15 protein-coding genes are annotated in these 17,879 nt (G+C 66.3%); all 15 read left to right on the forward strand.

The genetic code is table 11. From position 1 onward, the window contains the following. Positions 1-60 precede the first annotated feature (60 nt). The 15 genes from AC1DYU_RS03460 (at position 61) to AC1DYU_RS03530 (ending at position 17,872) form a co-directional block, all read left to right on the forward strand. Positions 61-2,187, forward strand: a complete 2,127-nt coding sequence (locus AC1DYU_RS03460; protein ID WP_476790414.1) for a methyl-accepting chemotaxis protein — start codon at positions 61-63, stop codon at positions 2,185-2,187. 68 nt (positions 2,188-2,255) lie between these two features. Next, positions 2,256-2,756 (forward strand): pantetheine-phosphate adenylyltransferase, encoded by a 501-nt coding sequence (gene coaD, locus AC1DYU_RS03465; protein ID WP_158486168.1) that lies wholly within the window; start codon positions 2,256-2,258, stop codon positions 2,754-2,756. A 132-nt stretch (positions 2,757-2,888) separates the two neighbouring features. Continuing rightward, complete coding sequence (gene proS, locus AC1DYU_RS03470) at positions 2,889-4,220, forward strand: proline--tRNA ligase (RefSeq protein ID WP_476790415.1); 1,332 nt, start codon at positions 2,889-2,891, stop codon at positions 4,218-4,220. Beyond that, a complete protein-coding gene (locus AC1DYU_RS03475) occupies positions 4,217-5,515 on the forward strand; it encodes a lipoprotein-releasing ABC transporter permease subunit (protein ID WP_476790416.1) in 1,299 nt (432 codons plus the stop codon). Before proS ends, AC1DYU_RS03475 begins: the two co-directional genes overlap by 4 nt. Before the next feature lie 5 nt (positions 5,516-5,520). Beyond that, the gene (locus tag AC1DYU_RS03480) at positions 5,521-6,219 is read left to right on the forward strand and encodes an ABC transporter ATP-binding protein (protein WP_476790417.1); all 699 of its coding nucleotides are present in this window, start codon (positions 5,521-5,523) and stop codon (positions 6,217-6,219) included. Between the two features lie 358 nt (positions 6,220-6,577). Beyond that, on the forward strand, positions 6,578-10,051 hold the full coding sequence (gene dnaE, locus AC1DYU_RS03485) for a DNA polymerase III subunit alpha (RefSeq protein ID WP_476790418.1): 3,474 nt from the start codon (positions 6,578-6,580) through the stop codon (positions 10,049-10,051). A gap of 106 nt (positions 10,052-10,157) precedes the next feature. Then, positions 10,158-10,880 carry an FkbM family methyltransferase gene (locus tag AC1DYU_RS03490; RefSeq protein WP_476790419.1) on the forward strand — a complete coding sequence of 241 codons (723 nt, stop codon included), beginning with the start codon at positions 10,158-10,160 and terminating at the stop codon, positions 10,878-10,880. 99 nt (positions 10,881-10,979) lie between these two features. Further along, the gene (gene pncA, locus AC1DYU_RS03495; protein WP_476790420.1) at positions 10,980-11,708 is read left to right on the forward strand and encodes a bifunctional nicotinamidase/pyrazinamidase; all 729 of its coding nucleotides are present in this window, start codon (positions 10,980-10,982) and stop codon (positions 11,706-11,708) included. A gap of 108 nt (positions 11,709-11,816) precedes the next feature. Beyond that, a complete protein-coding gene (locus tag AC1DYU_RS03500) occupies positions 11,817-12,215 on the forward strand; it encodes a pore-forming ESAT-6 family protein (protein ID WP_476790421.1) in 399 nt (132 codons plus the stop codon). A 300-nt stretch (positions 12,216-12,515) separates the two neighbouring features. Then, positions 12,516-13,550: a 30S ribosomal protein S2 gene (locus AC1DYU_RS03505; protein WP_158486175.1), complete on the forward strand. Its 1,035-nt coding sequence runs from the start codon at positions 12,516-12,518 to the stop codon at positions 13,548-13,550. A 188-nt stretch (positions 13,551-13,738) separates the two neighbouring features. After that, positions 13,739-14,662: a translation elongation factor Ts gene (gene tsf, locus AC1DYU_RS03510; protein WP_476790422.1), complete on the forward strand. Its 924-nt coding sequence runs from the start codon at positions 13,739-13,741 to the stop codon at positions 14,660-14,662. A gap of 107 nt (positions 14,663-14,769) precedes the next feature. Continuing rightward, positions 14,770-15,477: a UMP kinase gene (gene pyrH / locus AC1DYU_RS03515; protein WP_158486177.1), complete on the forward strand. Its 708-nt coding sequence runs from the start codon at positions 14,770-14,772 to the stop codon at positions 15,475-15,477. Positions 15,478-15,640: 163 nt separating this feature from the next. Next, on the forward strand, positions 15,641-16,204 hold the full coding sequence (frr, locus tag AC1DYU_RS03520) for a ribosome recycling factor (RefSeq protein ID WP_158486178.1): 564 nt from the start codon (positions 15,641-15,643) through the stop codon (positions 16,202-16,204). A gap of 64 nt (positions 16,205-16,268) precedes the next feature. Beyond that, positions 16,269-17,027 (forward strand): isoprenyl transferase, encoded by a 759-nt coding sequence (locus tag AC1DYU_RS03525; protein WP_476790423.1) that lies wholly within the window; start codon positions 16,269-16,271, stop codon positions 17,025-17,027. Beyond that, positions 17,024-17,872 (forward strand): phosphatidate cytidylyltransferase, encoded by an 849-nt coding sequence (locus AC1DYU_RS03530; RefSeq protein ID WP_476790424.1) that lies wholly within the window; start codon positions 17,024-17,026, stop codon positions 17,870-17,872. Before AC1DYU_RS03525 ends, AC1DYU_RS03530 begins: the two co-directional genes overlap by 4 nt. The last annotated feature ends 7 nt before the right edge of the window (positions 17,873-17,879 follow it).

Below are 17,879 nucleotides of genomic sequence, written 5' to 3' on the forward strand. Positions count from 1 at the left end.
ACTCTGGTGCGTTCTATTCGGCTCTCGTCTGATCCGCCGCCGCATCCGGAGTTCCGGACCTTGTTCAGTCTGAGAGTCAGACTTCCCGCCGCCATGCTTTTGCTGGCCTGCCTGGCCGTGTTCGCGGTCGGGCTGTCGGGGTATCGGGCGGTGACGATCTGGGCCGAGGAGGCCGTCCGGGAGCGTCTCGACGTCCTCGCGGACGGGCGGGCCAGGGCGCTGGAGCGTCGCTGGCAGCGGCTCGGCGCCGAACTGTCTGTGCAGGCCCGCAGCGCCTATCTCGTATCCTCGCTCGACGAGATCAGGGGCTGGATGGAGTTGCCGGACGAGCGCAACCTGATCTTGAAGCATTTCCAGGGGGATGGCGTATCCGATCGTGCCGAGCGCATGCAGCGCACCGGCGCAGGGGAGCGCCATGGCTATCTACAGCGCCACGAGGCGGTCCACGATACCTATCTCGCCGCGCTGCAGCAGTTCGACTATGCCGACATCTACCTGATCTCGCCGAAGGGGCGGGTGGTCTACAGCGTCACCAAGGGCCCGGAGTTCGGCCATCTGCTGAGCGAGCCGGATCTGGTGGGAACCGCGCTCGCCAAGGTCGTCGCCGCGGCCAGCATGATGGATGACGACGAGCCCGCCATCCTTGATTTTGCGCCCTATGACGTGGTCGGCGGCGAGCCGCGTGCCTTCCTGGCGCAGCGCTTCTATAATCCGGCCTCGCGCGAGCCCGTCGGCACGATGGTGATCTCGGTCAGCACCGCTTTCATCGACAACACCCTGGCCTCAATCGCAGGCACCTCCCACGGCATCATGACCTATGTTGTGGGTGTGGACGGGTTCATGCGCTCCGACGCTGCCGCTCGCCGCGCGGGAACCGCACCCGGCGTAACGCTCGACCGGAACCGGTTGGCGGAGTCCGGCGGTGCGCTGCTGAAATTGACCAGCCGCGACGGCGAGCCGCTGGTTGCAGCCGGCCGTGAGATCAAGGTCGGCGACGGCAGCTGGCTACTCTGGCTGTCCGAACCGGAGCGCTCTGCTTTCGCGGTCGTCGACAAGCTCGACAGGGCCATCCTCATTGGCGGGCTCAGCGTGCTTGGTCCGATGCTTCTGGTGGCCCTGTTCCTGGGGCTGTCGGTGGCAAGGCCGATTGCGGGTCTTGCCGAAGCGCTTGCCGGCATTGCGGCCGGCCGTACCGATCAGCGCATCCCGGGCGAGAAGAGGCGCGACGAGATCGGCGCGATCGCCGCCGCGGTGCGCCGCATCCGGGAGAACCTGCTGCGGGACGAGGCCTCGCGCCTACACGAGCGGGAGGAACGCGAGAGGGAGGCCGGCATCCAGCGCGGGACACTGCTTGCGGATCTCGCCGTCGACCTTGAACGATCCGTGCTGGGTGTCACCGCAGCGGTCTCGGCCGCCGCCGAGCAGCTCAGCGTCACGGCAAAGGAGCTTTCGGGTGGCGCAAACCAGACCCAGTCCAATGCCGATACGGTTCACAGCTCGACCTCACGCGCAGTCGCGAGCATCCGGTCGATCGAGAATGCGGCGCAGGAACTGCGGCTTGCCATCGATCAGCTCGACGACGACGTCCAGTCCTCCGATCGTTCGGCCCGCTCCGCCAAGGACCATGCCGACCAGATGGGCGCCGTGGTCGATCAGCTTGGCGCGGGGGCGGCGCGCGTGTCGGATGTCATCGGACTGATCTCCGACATCGCCGCCCAGACCAATCTGCTTGCCCTGAACGCCACGATCGAGGCGGCTCGCGCCGGCGAGGCCGGGCGCGGCTTCGCCGTGGTCGCCTCCGAGGTGAAGGGCCTGTCCGGCCAGACCGCCCGCGCGATCGACGACATCTCGCGCCAGATCGCCACGATGAACCAGGCGACCACGGCGACCGTCGAGGCGATCACCGGCATCCGCGACATGATCGGCGGCCTGAGCGAGGCGGTCCGGCGCTCGGCCGAGACGATGCGGCGCCAGCACGGCGTGACCCACGCCATCGTCGCCGATGTCGGCATGGCGACGAGCGAGTTCAGCCGCATCGGCGAAGCGACGAGCCTCGTGTCCGCAGCGTCGCGGCAGACCTCGGATGCCGCGGCCGCCGTATCGCGAGCGTCCGGCGAACTCACCGAACTCGCCCACTCGCTCAAATCGCGCGTCGCGGATTTCATCGTGCAGGTACGCGCAGCCTAGGCTGAGTGCATGCAGCCTAGGCGCTTGCTCGCTTGTCGGGCGCCGGGCCAGCGTTTAACGCTGGAACGATGACACGCACCGCTTTCTACACCGGCTCCTTCGACCCCGTCACGAACGGCCATGCCGACGTCATCGCCGGTGCCGCGAGGCTCTGCGACCGGCTCGTGCTCGCGATCGGGGTCCATCCTGGCAAGGCGCCGCTGCTCGGCGCGGAGCAGCGCGCGGCGCTCCTGCGCGAGGTCGCCACGCCGTTGCTGGCGGCCACGGGCGCCACGCTCGACGTCGTGACCTTCGACGATCTCGCCGTCGATGCGGCGCGCCGGGCGGGCGCCACCATCATCGTCCGCGGTCTGCGCGACGGCTCCGATCTCGACTACGAGATGCAGATGGCCGGCATGAATGCGGTGATGGCGCCGGAACTCCAGACGGTGTTCCTGCCGGCATCCCCGGCTGTCCGCCACATCACCGCAACGCTGGTGCGCCAGATCGCCGCGATGGGCGGCGATGTCGCGCCCTTCGTCCCCGCGGCCGTGCTCCCGGCGCTGAAGGCCCGATTCGCGCAGCGCTGAGGCCACTTCTGCCCCGGCCTCGTTCACGCCTTACGGATTTTGGTTTGCATTTTATCCGGAGCGATGGTGTCTCTGGGACGAAGTGACTCGGTGCGCCATCCGCTGCGTATCGCCCCCCATTGAGTTTGTCCGATGCGCCTCTCCCGCTATTTCCTGCCGATCCTGCGCGACACGCCCAAGGAAGCCGAGATCGTCTCGCACCGGCTGATGTTGCGCGCCGGCATGATCCGCCAGCAATCGGCCGGCATCTATTCCTGGCTGCCGCTGGGCCTGCGGGTGCTCAACAAGATCAGCAATGTCGTGCGCGAGGAGCAGAACCGCTCGGGCGCGATCGAGATTCTGATGCCGACGGTCCAGTCAGCCGATCTCTGGCGCGAGAGCGGGCGCTACGACGCCTATGGCAAGGAGATGCTGCGCATCAAGGACCGGCATGACCGCGAGATGCTGTACGGCCCGACCAATGAGGAGATGGTCACCGACATCTTCCGCTCCTATGTGAAGTCCTACAAGGACTTGCCGCTCAATCTCTATCACATCCAGTGGAAGTTCCGCGACGAGGTCCGACCCCGCTTCGGCGTGATGCGCGGCCGCGAATTCCTGATGAAGGACGCCTATTCCTTTGACATCGATCAGGACGCGGCCCGCCATGCCTATAATCGCATGTTCACGGCCTATCTGCGCACTTTCGCCAGGCTTGGCCTGAAGGCGATTCCGATGCGCGCCGACACCGGCCCGATCGGCGGCGACCTCAGCCATGAATTCATCGTGCTGGCTTCCACCGGCGAGAGCGAGGTCTTCTGCCACAAGGACTATCTCGATTTCGAGACGCCCGCGATCGACACCGATTTCGACAGCGTCGAGGGGCTGAAGGGGATCGTCGACAAGTGGACGAGCCTCTATGCCGCCACCGAGGAGATGCACGACAAGGCCGCTTATGAGGCCATTCCCGAAGGCAAGCAGTTGTCGGCGCGCGGCATCGAGGTCGGCCACATCTTCTATTTCGGCACCAAATACTCCGAGCCGATGGGCGCGACCGTGCAGGGCCCCGACGGCCAGAATGCACCCGTGCATATGGGCTCCTACGGCATCGGTCCGAGCCGCCTCGTCGCCGCTCTGATCGAGGCCGGCCATGACGACGCCGGCATCGTCTGGCCCGACGAGATCGCGCCCTTCGACGTCGCGGTGCTCAACCTCAAGGCCGGCGACGCCGCCACCGACGGCGCCTGCGAACAGCTCTACGCCTCGCTACTGGCGAAGGGCTATGACGCGCTCTACGACGACACCGACGCACGGCCGGGCGGCAAGTTCGCCACCGCCGACCTGATCGGCGTGCCCTGGCAGATCATCGTCGGCCCCAAGGGGCTGGGTGAGGGCAAGGTCGAGATCAAGCGCCGGGCCGGTGGCGAGCGCGAGCTGGTCTCGCTCGAGGCTGCGCTGGACCGCTTCAAGGGCAAGGCGGCGTGAGCGTCGCAACCGGTACGGAGCCGCAGAGCAAGGCCCCGACGGGGACGCGCCCCTTCGCAGGCTTCGAATGGCTGCTCGCGGGGCGCTATTTGCGCACCCGCCGGCGCGAGGGCTTCGTCTCGGTCATCGCCGGCTTTTCCTTCCTCGGCATCCTGCTCGGCGTTGCTACGCTGATCATCGTGATGTCGGTGATGAACGGCTTCCGCAAAGAACTGCTGGAGAAGATCGTCGGCGTGAACGGCCACATCTTCGCGACCCCGATCGATCGTCCGCTCGACGATTACGATGTCGTCTCGCAGCGGCTGCGCTCGATCCCCGGCATCAGGCTCGCCATTCCGCTGGTGGAAGGGCAGGCGCTGGCCTCCTCGCAGACCGGCAATGGCGGCGTGCTGGTGCGTGGCATCCGCGAGGCCGACATCAAGGCGATCCCCTTCATCGGCGGCAACATCAAGTCCGGCACGCTCGACGGCTTCGACGGAACGCCCGGCGTCGCCATCGGTCGCAGGCTTGCCAACTCGCTGGGCATCCAGGCCGGCGATTCGATGACGCTGGTGTCGCCGCAGGGCGCCGCGACCCCGTTCGGCACGGCGCCGCGCATCAAGGCCTATCCGGTCAAGGCGATCTTCGAGATCGGCATGACCGAGTTCGACGGTAGCTTCGTCTACATGCCGCTGGTCGAGGCCCAGGCCTATTTCAACCGTGACGGCGATGTGAACGTCATCGAGATTTTCGTCGACGATCCCGACAAGACCCAAACCGTGCGCGACTCGATCGAGGCCGATGCGCCGCGTCCGCTGGTGCTCTCCGACTGGCGCCAGCGCAATCGCAGCTTCTTCAATGCGCTGGAGGTCGAGCGCAACGTCATGTTCATCATCCTGACCCTGATCGTGCTGGTGGCGGCGTTGAACATCGTCTCCGGGCTGATCATGCTGGTGAAGGACAAGACCGCCGACATCGCGATCATGCGCACCATGGGCGCGACCAGCGGCACGGTGCTGCGCGTCTTCCTGATCACGGGCGCGGCGATCGGCGTCTTCGGGACGCTTGCCGGGCTGGGGCTCGGCGTCGTCTTCGCCAAGAACATCAAGGTGATCATGGCCGCGCTGAACTGGGTCACCGGCGCCAATCTCTGGGACCCGACGGTGCGCTTCCTCAGCGACATCCCCTCCGTCATCGACTGGAGCGAGGTCGTAACCGTCGTCATGATGGCGCTGATCCTGTCGCTGCTGGCAACTCTCTACCCGGCCTGGAAGGCGGCGCGGCTCGACCCCGTCCAGGCTCTGAGGATGGGGTGAGGTTCATGTCGGATGCCGCGCCCCGCGAGACGCCGGCGCTCTTCCTCTCCCAGGTCGAGCGCTATTACCCCCAGACCGACGCGCCGCTGGAAATCCTGCGCAAGGCGGATTTCGCCCTGTGGCCGGGAGAACTCGTCGCGCTCGTCGCGCCATCAGGCACCGGCAAGTCGACTCTTCTGCATGTCGCCGGCCTGCTCGAGAAGCCCGATGCCGGCGAAGTCTTCATCGGCGGCCTGCCGACGGCCAGGCTCGACGACAAGGGCCGCACGCGTCTGCGCCGGACCGAGATCGGCTTCGTCTACCAGGCCCATCATCTGCTGCCGGAATTCACCGCGCTGGAGAACGTCGTCCTGCCGCAACGCATCCGCGGCCTCGCCAAGGGGCTGGCTGAGGAGCGGGCCGCCGAACTCCTGACCTTCCTCGGCCTGGGCGAGCGGCTCGATCATCTGCCGGGCGAATTGTCAGGCGGCGAACAGCAGCGTGTCGCCATCGGCCGCGCTGTGGCCAACACGCCGCGCCTGCTGCTGGCCGACGAGCCGACCGGGAACCTCGATCCGCACACCTCGCTGCACGTCTTCTCGACCTTGGTCGCGCTGGCGCGGGCGTCGGGGCTGGCTGCGCTGATCGCGACCCACAACCTCGAACTGGCGCGCCGGATGGACCGCCAGGTGACGATCCGCGACGGGCTGGTCGTGCCGCTCTAAAGGCGGCCATCTACCGCTGCTGCCATCGCGATTTACCAGCTGTTAACCACTTTCGACATGTCTCCCATGCAATTGACGCAAAGGCATTGACGAGAACAAAACATAAACTAACGTGAACATATCAAAAACACGGGAGTTAGCCATGATCGTAGCGCGTAAATTGGCCGCCGGAATCGCGGAGATTGCATCGCTCGGGATGTTCCTCGGCATGATCTGGGTCTGGGCGGCGCTGCTCTCTGCGCCCAACGTCTGACCATCCACAGCGTCGCGATCGGCGCCGTGGACGCCGATGCGAACGTGGCGCCATAAAGGCTGTGGAGGCGACGCTTGAGTCGCGATGCGCAGCGCAGGGCGGATGATGGCACGGCAATCGGACGACACGCGCATCCTCGCCGAGGTCGGCTTCGTCCATCTCCATGTCCATTCGAGCTATTCGCTGCTCGAAGGCGCGCTGATGATCGGGACGCTCGCCAAGATGGCGGCGGCCGACGGCCAGCCGGCCCTGGCGCTGACCGACACCAACAACCTGTTCGGCGCGCTCGAATTCTCGGAGAAGCTGGTCGGCGTCGGCGTCCAGCCGATCGTCGGCGTCCAGCTCTCGGTCGATTTCGCCGACGAGGCCGAGGGCAGCCGCAAGTCGCTGCAGCAGGTGCCGCCGCATCTCGTCCTGCTCGCGATGAACGAGGCCGGCTACGTCAATCTGATGAAGCTCGTCACCGAGGCTGCGCTCGCCAGCGGCGGCTCGGGCCAGCCGATCTCCAATCTGGATCGGCTCGCCTCGCATCACGAGGGACTGATCGCACTCACCGGCGGCCATGGCGGCCCGGTCGATCTGGCCTTGCGCAACGGCCAGTTGCCGCAGGCGCGCAGCCGGCTGGCGACGCTGTCGCGCATCTTCGGCGACCGGCTCTATGTCGAAATCCAGCGCCATGGCGGCGACGGCGATGCAGCCGTCGAGGCGCATCTGCTGGGTTTGGCCTATGAGGCCGACCTCGCCATCGTCGCGACCAACGAGCCCTTCTTCGCCAAGCCGGCCGATTACGACGCCCATGACGCGCTGCTGGCGGTCGCGGCGGGACGTCTGGTCTCGGATGGAGAGCGCCGCCGGGTGACTCCGGAGCATTATTTCGCCAGCCGGGCCGAGATGAAGCGACGCTTCGCCGATCTCCCGGAGGCGCTCGCCGCCACGGTCGAGATTGCGATGCGCTGCACCTGGCGCGTGGGCCTGCGCAAACCGATCCTGCCGCGCTTCGGCGAGGAGGGCCGCGACGAGGCGGAGGAGCTGGAGACGCAGGCGAAGGCCGGTCTCGCGGCGCGGCTCGCCAAGCACGGTCCGGCGGATGGCTACACGGTCGATGTCTACGAGAAACGCCTCGATTTCGAGCTCTCGATCATCACCCGGATGAAGTTCCCGGGCTACTTCCTGATTGTCGCGGACTTCATCAAATGGGCCAAGGACCACGACATCCCGGTCGGTCCGGGTCGCGGTTCGGGCGCGGGCTCGCTCGTCGCCTATGCGCTGACGATCACCGACGTCGATCCGCTGCGTTTCGGCCTGCTGTTCGAGCGCTTCCTCAATCCTGACCGCGTCTCGATGCCGGACTTCGACATCGACTTCTGCCAGAACCGGCGTGAAGAGGTGATCGACTACGTCCAGCAGCGCTATGGCAAGGAGCGGGTGGCGCAAATCATCACCTTCGGCACGCTGCTCGCGCGCGGCGTGCTGCGTGACGTCGGCCGCGTGCTCGAAATGCCCTATGGCCAGGTCGACCGGCTGACCAAGCTCGTGCCGCAGAACCCGGCCAAGCCGATCTCGCTGAAGGATGCTATCGAGGGCGAGCCCAAGCTGCAGGCGGCGGCCGAGGAGGAGCCCGTCGTCGCGCGCCTGCTCGAGATCGGCCAGAAGCTCGAAGGGCTGCACCGCCACGCCTCGACCCATGCGGCGGGCGTGGTCATCGGCGACAGGCCGCTGGAAGAGCTCGTAGCGCTCTCGGTCGATCCGCGCACCGGCATGCGCGTCACCCAGTTCAACATGAAATGGGTCGAGCAGGCGGGGCTGGTGAAGTTCGACTTCCTCGGCCTCAAGACCCTGACGACGCTGGCGACCGCGGTGAAGCTGATCGCGCAGCGCGGCATCGCGATCGATCTGGCGAGTCTGCCCTTCGACGATCCCAAGAGCTACGAGATGCTGGCGCGCGGCGAGGTCGTCGGCGTGTTCCAGGTGGAAAGCGCCGGCATGCGCCGGGCACTGGTCGAAATGAAGGCCGACCGGATCGAGGATCTGATCGCGCTCGTCGCGCTCTATCGGCCAGGCCCGATGGACAACATCCCGAGCTATTGCCGCCGCAAGCTCGGCCAGGAAGCGCCGACCTATCTCCATCCCAAGATGGAACCGATCCTGTCGGAGACGCATGGCATCATCGTCTACCAGGAGCAGGTGATGCAGGTGGCCCAGGCGCTCTCGGGCTATTCGCTCGGCGAGGCGGATTTGCTGCGCCGCGCCATGGGCAAGAAGATCAAGTCCGAGATGGACGCCCAGCGCGACCGCTTCGTGAAGGGCGCCATTGCCGGCGGCATGACCAAGGACATCGCCTCCGAGATCTTCGACCTGCTGGCGAAATTCGCCGATTACGGCTTCAACAAGAGCCATGCGGCCGCCTATGCCGTCGTCGCCTTCCAGACGGCCTATCTCAAGGCGAACTTCCCGGTCGAGTTCCTCGCAGCCTCGATGACGCTCGACATGGGCAACACCGACAAGCTCTCGGAATTCCGCCGCGATGCCGAGCGCATCGGCATCAAGGTGCTTCCCCCCGCGATCAACCGCTCCGGCGTCGAGTTCGACGTGCATGAGGGCGCGATCCACTACGCGCTGGGCGCGATCAAGGGCGTCGGTACCGCGGCGGTCGAATCGATCGTCGCCGCGCGGCGCGCGGGCGGCGATTTCCGCGACCTCGCCGATTTCGCCCGTCGGATCGACACGAAGCTGGTCAACCGCCGCACCATCGAGGCGCTGATCGCGGCCGGTGCAATGGATGTGCTGGAGCCCGAGCGCGCGCGCGCCATGGCCGCGATCGACGGCATGCTGGCGCTCTCGAACCGCACTCGCGATGCTGCCCTGGGCGGCCAGTCGGAGCTGTTCGGTGGCGGTTCGGTGCAGGAGGCCTTCCGCATTCCGCCCGTCGAGCCCTGGGCGCCGGCCGAGCGGCTCAGGCGCGAGCATGACGCCGTCGGCTTTTTCCTCTCGGGCCATCCGCTCGACGATTACGAGCATGTGCTGAAGCGGCTGCGCGTGCAGCGCTTCGCCGATTTCGCCCAGATGGTGCGCGCCAACGGTACCGGCGTCGCCAAGGTCGCGGTCTCCGTTATCGATAAATCGGAGCGCCGGACCAAATCCGGCTCCAAGATGGGCATCGTCAACCTGTCCGATCCCAGCGGCCAGTTCGAGGCGATCCTGTTCTCGGAAGGCTTGCAGCGCTATCGCGACCTGCTGGAGCCGGGCAGGGCGCTGGTGCTTCGTCTCTCGGCCGTGCTCGACGGCGACGATGTTCGCCCGCGCATTGAGGATGTCGAGGTGCTCGACGATCTCGCGGCGCGGCAGAAGCAGGACCTTCTGGTCTATCTGCGGGACGACAAGGCGCTGGCTTCGATCGCCGAGCGCGTCCGCCCGCGCGGCGACGGCCTCAAGGCCGACGGCAAGATCGCGCTGGTGATGATCCTGAACGACGGCGCCCAGGAGGTCGAGATCGAACTGCCGGGGCGCTATCCCGTCAACCAGCAGATCGCCAATGCGGTCAGGGCGGCGCCAGGCGTGGTCAGCGTCGAGTTGCGCTGAAATCGTGCTCTGCGGCCTTGTGCAGGCCAGCCGGCAATGCATTCTGGCGAAGAGACGACCGCGCCTCCACAATGGCGGGCCGCAACGTCCATGCCGGGGGGCAGCCGTGAAGCACTATGTCGCGCATATCCCGATGAGCCTCGCCGTGCCCGAGGCCATGTATTGGGCCATCAAGGACGTGCTGGAGGGCGAGTACGAGACCGGCTTCGATGGCGTCGGCCTCGACATCCTCGACATCGGCGCCAATGTCGGCTCCTTCGCGCTCTGGGCGACGGCGCGCTGGCCGGGCAGCCTGGTCACCTCCTATGAGCCGCATCCCGGCACCTTCGAACTTCTGAAACGGAATACGCATCAGCGCCGCGACATCGTCGCGGTCAATGCCGCGCTGTTCCCCGGCGGCGCGAAGACCGCGAGCTTCGTCAGCCGCTTCGCCGGTGATGGCGAATCCGGCCTTGCATCCTACGCTGGCGATACCTTTGTGGATGGTGCCATGGTCGAGCGCTACGAGGTCGCGGTCGTGGATCCGGCGAGCCTGCCATCGGCCGACATCGTCAAGATCGACATCGAAGGCGGCGAGGGCGACGTGCTCGACTCAATCGACCTGTCGAAGACCTCGCTGGTGCTGCTGGAATATCAGAACCGCAGAAATCGCGATCAACTCGCCGCGCGCCTTTTGGCCGATTTCGACCTGATCGACACCGTCGAGCATATCTGGGATCCGCTGCTCGAACAGCGCTGCTACCGTCCCGATCTCGCCGGCGACGTCTATGGCCGCATGTTCGCGGCCCGCAAGGGCACGACGCGGATGACCCGCGCGGCCGAGAGGTGAGAGACGGAGGGTGGCCGGCCGGGCGCCGATCGCAGGGCTCGTTTCTATCGACGGGAGACTGATCACGCAGCGACGGTGACAAGCAGAGGAAGCATATCGATGTCGAACACGATTGTTGTCGATCGCCGCAGCCTGATTGCGGGCGCTACGGTGCTGAGCGTCGTGGCAGCGCTCCGGCCGCTTCAAGCACAGGAAAAACCGATGATCGACGCAAGGACCGCGCTCATCGTCGTCGACGTGCAGAATGATTTCTGCCCCGGCGGCAGTCTTGCCGTGAACAAGGGCGACGAGGTGGTCGCGGTGATCAATGCGCTGGGCAAGCGCTTTGCCAGCATCGTCCTGACGCAGGACTGGCATCCGGCCGGGCATTCGTCCTTCGCCAGCAGCCACCCCGGCAAGAAGCCCTTCGAGCTGGTCCAGATGCCCTATGGCCCGCAGGTGCTCTGGCCCGACCACTGCATCCAGGGCACCAGAGGCGCCGAGTTCCGCGCCGATCTCGATCTCCCCACGGCCCAGACCATCATCCGCAAGGGCTACCGCCCACAGATCGACAGCTATTCCGGCTTCACCGAGGCCGACCGCAAGACGCCGACAGGCCTCGGCGGCTATTTCAGGGAGCGCGGTGTGACCCGCGCCGTTGTCGTCGGGCTGGCCACCGATTTCTGCGTGAGCTGGACGGCGCAGGACGCGGCGAAGGCCGGGCTGGAGACGCTCGTCGTCGAGGAAGCCTGCCGCGCCATCGACTTGAACGGATCGCTGGCGAAGGCCTGGACGGACATAACGGCACTTGGCGTGAAGCGGGTGAAGGCGACCGAGTTGGCGGGTTGAGCACTGCGCCGAAGAGTTGTCATGCGGGACCCGCAAAGCTAGTCAGTCGCCTTGGGGACGGGCAGGCATGAGCATCATGCCTGAATTGCCAACGAAGGATGAGCTGACATGGTTTTCTCCACGAAATCGCTTTGCGTTGCTGCGGCGTTCACGACGTTCCTGGCATCGGGCTCGGCGTCCCTGGCGCAAAGCCAGGCCGACCAGCTCAAGGTCGCCTATCAGGCCGGCCGCAACCAGCTCGGCGTCATGACCTATTGCAGCGACAAGGGGTATGTCGGTGGTGAGGTCGTCGAGATTCAGAAGAAGATGCTCGGCCTGATTCCAGCGCCTGCCGACAAGAGCGGCGGCGACGAAGCCGAAGCCCAGGGCAAAAAGGGCGTGATCTCGGCGATGGGCATGACTCAGGACATCGAGGCGCTTGCCAAGATGCAAAACGGCACGCCTGCCGCGTTCTGCAAGCAGATCGGCGATGCCTTGAAGCAGGCCGGCGCGGCGCTGCCGAAGTAGCGCCACCACGAGACGATATTCGAAGGTCCTGGTCGGGAGCGGTCGCCGTCCGGCCAGGGCCTGCACGCCTGTCTATAAGCACGCCTGTCTTATAAGAGTCTGTGAGATAATTCGCGCCAAACGGTGGGACGGCACCGGATCACCCGGCCGAACGCCTTGCATTCCCCCGCCATCCCCTGTATGGCGCAGCCCATCCCACATGGGGAGCACCGTCTCATATCCTGAGGCGTTCCGGTGACCTTGCAGCTCATGCTCGGTTATTCGCACCCCAGAGGCTCAACCGGTAAGGACTAAAAGACGATGGCACTGCCAGATTTCTCCATGCGCCAGCTCCTCGAAGCGGGTGCGCATTTCGGCCACCAGTCGCATCGCTGGAACCCGAAGATGTCGCCCTACATCTTCGGCACGCGCAACAACATCCACATCCTCGACCTGTCGCAGTCGGTGCCGATGCTCTCGCGCGCCCTGCAGGCCGTGTCGGACACCGTCGCCCGCGGCGGCCGCGTCCTCTTCGTCGGCACCAAGCGCCAGGCGCAGGACGCCATCGCCGATGCGGCCAAGCGCTCGGCCCAGTATTATGTGAATTCGCGTTGGCTCGGCGGCATGCTGACCAACTGGAAGACCATCTCCGCCTCGATCCAGCGCCTGCGCAAGGTCGATGAGTTGCTTGCCGGCGGCGGCTCCGGTCTGACCAAGAAGGAGCGCCTGATGCTCGCCCGCGAGCGCGACAAGCTCGAAAAGGCGCTCGGCGGCATCAAGGACATGGGCGGCACGCCCGACATGATCTTCGTGATCGACACCAACAAGGAAGCGCTTGCGATCAAGGAGGCCCAGCGCCTCGGCATCCCGGTCGCCGCGATCATCGACTCGAACTCGGATCCGGATGGCATCACCTTCCCGGTCCCGGCCAATGACGACGCCGGCCGCGCCATCCAGCTCTATTGCGACCTCGTCGCGCGCTCGGCCATCGACGGCATCTCGCGTGCCTCGGGCGACCATGGCGTCGATCTCGGCGCCGCCGAGGCCCCGGTGATCATCGAGGAAGCTCTTCTCCCGCCGGTCGCGGATGCGCCTGCCGAGCAGGCCGCTGCCGATGCCGGCCCTGCCTTCGAGTTGCTGACTGCGCCGCGCGGCGCGCCGGACGACCTGATGAAGCTTCAGGGCATGGGCCCCGAGCTCGTGCAGAAGCTCAATGATGGCGGCCTGTTCCACTTCTGGCAGTTCGCCTCGATGACCCCGGCCGACATCGCCAAGGTCGATCAGGACCTGAAGCTCGCCGGCCGCATCGAGCGTGACGGCTGGGTTGCCCAGTCGCGCGAACTCGCCGACGCCTGACGATTTCAGACGGAGCGCGGCGCGTCATCGGCGCGTCGCAATCCGGCTGCTGGAATTCGACTTCTATGAATGCGACCAGCGCCGACGGCCGGAAACGGAACGTCGGCGTTTCCCGATAGGGGATCGGTCGACGGGATGACGCGGCCGGCCCCGGGCCTGGCGCCGCACGACAGACAAGGACGATAAAGATGGCTGCGATCACCGCCGCGATGGTGAAGGAACTCCGCGACAAGACCGGCGCGGGCATGATGGACTGCAAGACCGCGCTCACGGCCGTCGACGGCGACATCGAGGCGGCGATCGACTGGCTGCGCACCAAGGGCCTCGCCAAGGCCGCCAAGAAGGCCGGCCGCGTCGCTGCCGAGGGCCTCGTCGCGGTCGCGATCAAGGGCCATAGCGGGGTCGTGATCGAGCTCAACTCCGAGACCGACTTCGTCGCCCGCAACCTCGAATTCCAGGGCCTGGCCCATGGCATCGCCAATGTCGCGCTGGAGCGTGGCGGCGACGCGGAGGCCGTCCTCGCCCATCACTATCCGGGCGGCGGCACCGTGCAGGACGCGATCGCCAATGCGATCTCGACGATCGGCGAGAACATGACGCTGCGTCGCGTCGCCTCGCTCAAGGTCTCGGCCGGCCTGATCGGTTCTTATGTCCATGGCGCTGTCGCCGACGGCCTCGGCAAGATCGGCGTCATCGTCGCGCTGGAATCGACCGGCAACACCGATGAGCTCGCCACGCTTGGCCGCCAGCTCGCCATGCATGTCGCCGCGACCAACCCGGTTGCGCTCGACCTGGCGTCCATGGACCCCGAGGTTCTGGCTCGCGAAAAGGCGATCCTGGCTGAGAAGAACGCCGGCAAGCCCGCCCATGTGCTCGAAAAGATCACCGAGAGCGGCCTGAAGAGCTACGCCAAGGAATACTGCCTGCTTGAGCAGTCCTATATCCATGACGGCTCGAAGTCGGTCGGTCAGGTGCTCAAGGACATCGAGGGCAAGGTCGGCGCTCCCGTGAAGCTCACCGGCTTCGCCCGCTATGCGCTCGGCGAGGGCATCGAGAAGGAAGAGACCGATTTCGCCGCCGAGGTCGCCGCTGCCGGCGGCACCACGGGCTGAGCCTGAAGCGACGCAACTAAGAAAAAGGCCGCGCCGTGCGCGGCCTTTTTTGTAAGAAGGCGGTGCGGGTGTCGAATCGTGCCTGTTACAAGCATGGAGAAAAGCCGGTGAGACCCAAACGCGTCCTTGTGAAGCTCTCCGGCGAAGCCCTTGCGGGACAAGCAGGATCGGGCCTCGACGGCGGCACGCTGACCGCGCTCGCCGCCGATATTTCGAATGCCTCGCGCGAGGGCGTCGAGATCGCCATCGTCGTTGGTGGCGGCAATTTCTTCCGTGGCGTCCAGGGCCTGACCAAGGGGCTCGACCGCACCAGCGCCGATTCGATCGGCATGCTCGGCACGGTGATGAACGCGTTGGCGCTGGAGCATGCGATCGAGAGCGCCGGCGCCCCGGCACGCGCCATGTCGGCCGTGCCGATGCCTTCGCTCTGCGAAAGCTATGCCCGCAAGCGCGCGCTCGACCATCTCACCAACGGCAAGGTCGTGGTGCTCGGCGGCGGCACCGGCAACCCCTATTTCACCACCGATACGGGCGCGGCCCTGCGCGCCGCTGAGCTCGGCTGCAGCCATCTGCTCAAGGCGACGCAGGTCGACGGCGTCTATTCCGCCGATCCCAAGAAGGACCCGGCCGCCACCCGCTACGACACGCTCACCCATGAGGACGCCATCAAGCGCGACCTCAAGGTCATGGACACCGCCGCCTTCGCTCTGGCGCGCGACGCCGGGCTGACGATCGTGGTGTTCTCGATCGCCGAAGCCGGCATGCTCGCGGCCGTGCTGCGCGGCGAGGGCAGGGCGACCTATGTGACGCCGTAAGGCCTTCGCGTTATGATGTTCTTGACCCTGGCTTGCCCCCCCGCCATGGTCGCGCCCGGTTACGCAAACACCCCGGTTATGCAACACCGAAGTCGCATCGTTGCAGGCGGAAAGCCGGGTTTCCGCTTTTCGCGCGATGCACCAGTTCAAGGTCTTGAAGACGATGGCCCAGACGACATTCGATCTCGACGACGTGAAGCGCCGCATGCAGGGCGCTCTCCAGTCCTTCAAGGGCGATTTGGCCTCCCTGCGCTCGGGTCGCGCCTCGGCCAATATGCTCGATCCGATCCAGGTCGAGGCTTATGGCGCGCGTCAGCCGCTCGCCCAGCTCGCCACCGTCAGCGTGCCTGAAGCCCGCCTGCTCAGCGTGCAGGTCTGGGACCGCAGCATGGTCGGACCCGTCGAGAAGGCGATCCGCGAATCCGATCTCGGCCTGAACCCGCAGACAGAAGGTCAGGTCCTGCGCATCCGCATCCCCGAGCTGAACGAGCAGCGCCGCAAGGAGATGGTCAAGGTCGCGCATAAATATGCCGAGGAATCCAAGATCGCGGTGCGCCATGTTCGCCGCGACGCCATCGACATCATCAAGAAGGTCGAGAAGGAGGGGGCCTTCACCAAGGATGACGTGACGCGCCAGTCCGATCTCGTCCAGAAGGCCACCGACCAGCATATCTCCGACATCGACCAGGCGCTGGCGACCAAGGAAAAGGAAATCCTGAGCGTCTGACGTCGTCGGCGCGGTCCTCCGCGCAAGGATGATCCGGCACCAGGCCGAACAAGGCATACAGAGAATGTCAGCAGGCCAGCGCCCGGGACAAGCCGCTCATCCCGGCCATGTCGCCATCATCATGGACGGCAATGGTCGCTGGGCGCAGATGCGCGGCCTGCCGCGCCAGGAAGGCCACCGGCGCGGGCTCGAAGCGCTGCGTGGCGCGGTCAGGAATGCCGGCGAACTCGGCGTCAGCATCTTGACGCTGTACTCATTCTCGACCGAGAACTGGCGCCGGCCGGCGACCGAGGTCTCGTTCCTGCTCGGCCTGCTGAAGCGTTTCGTCGAGAAAGATCTCAGCCAACTTCATGCCGCGGGTGTGCGTGTGCGCGTCATCGGCGGGCGCGATGATCTTGCCGCAGATATTCGCCGGTTGGTCGAGCATGCCGAGACGGTGACGCGCGACAACACTCGCATGACGCTGGTGGTCGCCTTCAATTACGGCTCGCGCGACGAGATCGTCCGGGCGGCGCGGCAGCTTGCGACCGACGCCGCCGCCGGCCGGATCGATGCCGCCGCGATCGACGAAGCGATGTTGGCGTCGCGTCTCGATACCGCCGATTTGCCCGATCCCGAGCTGGTGATCCGCACCTCCGGCGAGACCCGCATCTCGAATTTCCTGCTCTGGCAGGCGGCCTATGCCGAATTCGTCTTCACACCCGTGCTCTGGCCCGATTTCGACCGCGCCGCCTTCGAGGAGGCGCTGGCCGAGTATGGCCGCCGCGAACGGCGCTTCGGCGGCCTGTCGGAGCCGGTCGATCGCGCAGCAGGCGCGGCGTGACCGAACAGGCCCCCGGCGGGCCCGATGCCGATCCGGACAAGGCGGGGCCGGCGAGCGAACTGCGGCTCAGGATCATCTCGGCACTTGTGCTCGCTGTCGCGATTCTGCTCGCGACCGCCTGGGGTGGCTGGCCGTTCCGGATCGTCTGGGTGCTGGTCGCCGGGTTCGTCGCCTATGAATGGCTGACGATGGTCCATCGCGGCAGCGCCGTCGCCGCCGGGATCGGCGTGGTCGTGGCGGGTTTCCTCCTCGGCGTCTCGCCGGTGAGCCAGGCGGCGCTGGCTGGCGTCGCGGCGGCCGCCGCGTTGGCCGGCGCCGTCGTCACGCCCTTCGTCAGGGGCCGGCTCGCCCTCGAAGCGTGTGGCATGGCCTACGCGCTGGCTTTCGCGCTGATCGCGCCCGCGCTGCGCTCGCTTCCCGAGCTTGGTCTGGCCATCATCATCTGGAGCTTCGCGGTCGTCTGGTTCACGGACATCGCGGCCTATTTCACCGGTCGCCGCCTCGGCGGCCCCAAGCTCATGCCGAGCGTCAGCCCGGGCAAGACCTGGTCAGGCGCGGTCGGTGGAACGATTGCAGGCACGCTCGGCGGCTATGCCGTCTGGGCGCTGACGCCGGCGGCGGCGTCGATTGTCGGTCCGGCGCTCGTCGTTGCCGGGTCGCTGGCAGCTTCCGTCTTCAGCCAGATGGGCGATCTGTTCGAGTCGAGCCTGAAGCGCCGCTTCGGCGTCAAGGATTCGAGCAGGCTCATTCCGGGCCATGGCGGCTTTCTCGATCGGCTCGACGGCTACTGGGCAGTGCTCGTCTTCGCCGGCGCGGTGCTGTTTCTGACCCGTCTCGAACTCTGAACCGCCC

It is taken from the genome of Allobosea sp. P2_B12 (assembly GCF_056404835.1).

Bases quoted from the DNA above. Each gene is read 5' to 3' on its own strand.
- proS (WP_476790415.1), top strand. From the start codon at position 2,889: ATGCGCCTCTCCCGCTATTTCCTGCCGATCCTGCGCGACACGCCCAAG.
- AC1DYU_RS03505 (WP_158486175.1), top strand. From the start codon at position 12,516: ATGGCACTGCCAGATTTCTCCATGCGCCAGCTCCTCGAAGCGGGTGCG.
- coaD (WP_158486168.1), top strand. From the start codon at position 2,256: ATGACACGCACCGCTTTCTACACCGGCTCCTTCGACCCCGTCACGAAC.
- AC1DYU_RS03480 (WP_476790417.1), top strand. From the start codon at position 5,521: ATGTCGGATGCCGCGCCCCGCGAGACGCCGGCGCTCTTCCTCTCCCAG.
- tsf (WP_476790422.1), top strand. From the start codon at position 13,739: ATGGCTGCGATCACCGCCGCGATGGTGAAGGAACTCCGCGACAAGACC.
- AC1DYU_RS03500 (WP_476790421.1), top strand. From the start codon at position 11,817: ATGGTTTTCTCCACGAAATCGCTTTGCGTTGCTGCGGCGTTCACGACG.
- pncA (WP_476790420.1), top strand. From the start codon at position 10,980: ATGTCGAACACGATTGTTGTCGATCGCCGCAGCCTGATTGCGGGCGCT.
- AC1DYU_RS03525 (WP_476790423.1), top strand. From the start codon at position 16,269: ATGTCAGCAGGCCAGCGCCCGGGACAAGCCGCTCATCCCGGCCATGTC.
- dnaE (WP_476790418.1), top strand. From the start codon at position 6,578: ATGGCACGGCAATCGGACGACACGCGCATCCTCGCCGAGGTCGGCTTC.
- frr (WP_158486178.1), top strand. From the start codon at position 15,641: ATGGCCCAGACGACATTCGATCTCGACGACGTGAAGCGCCGCATGCAG.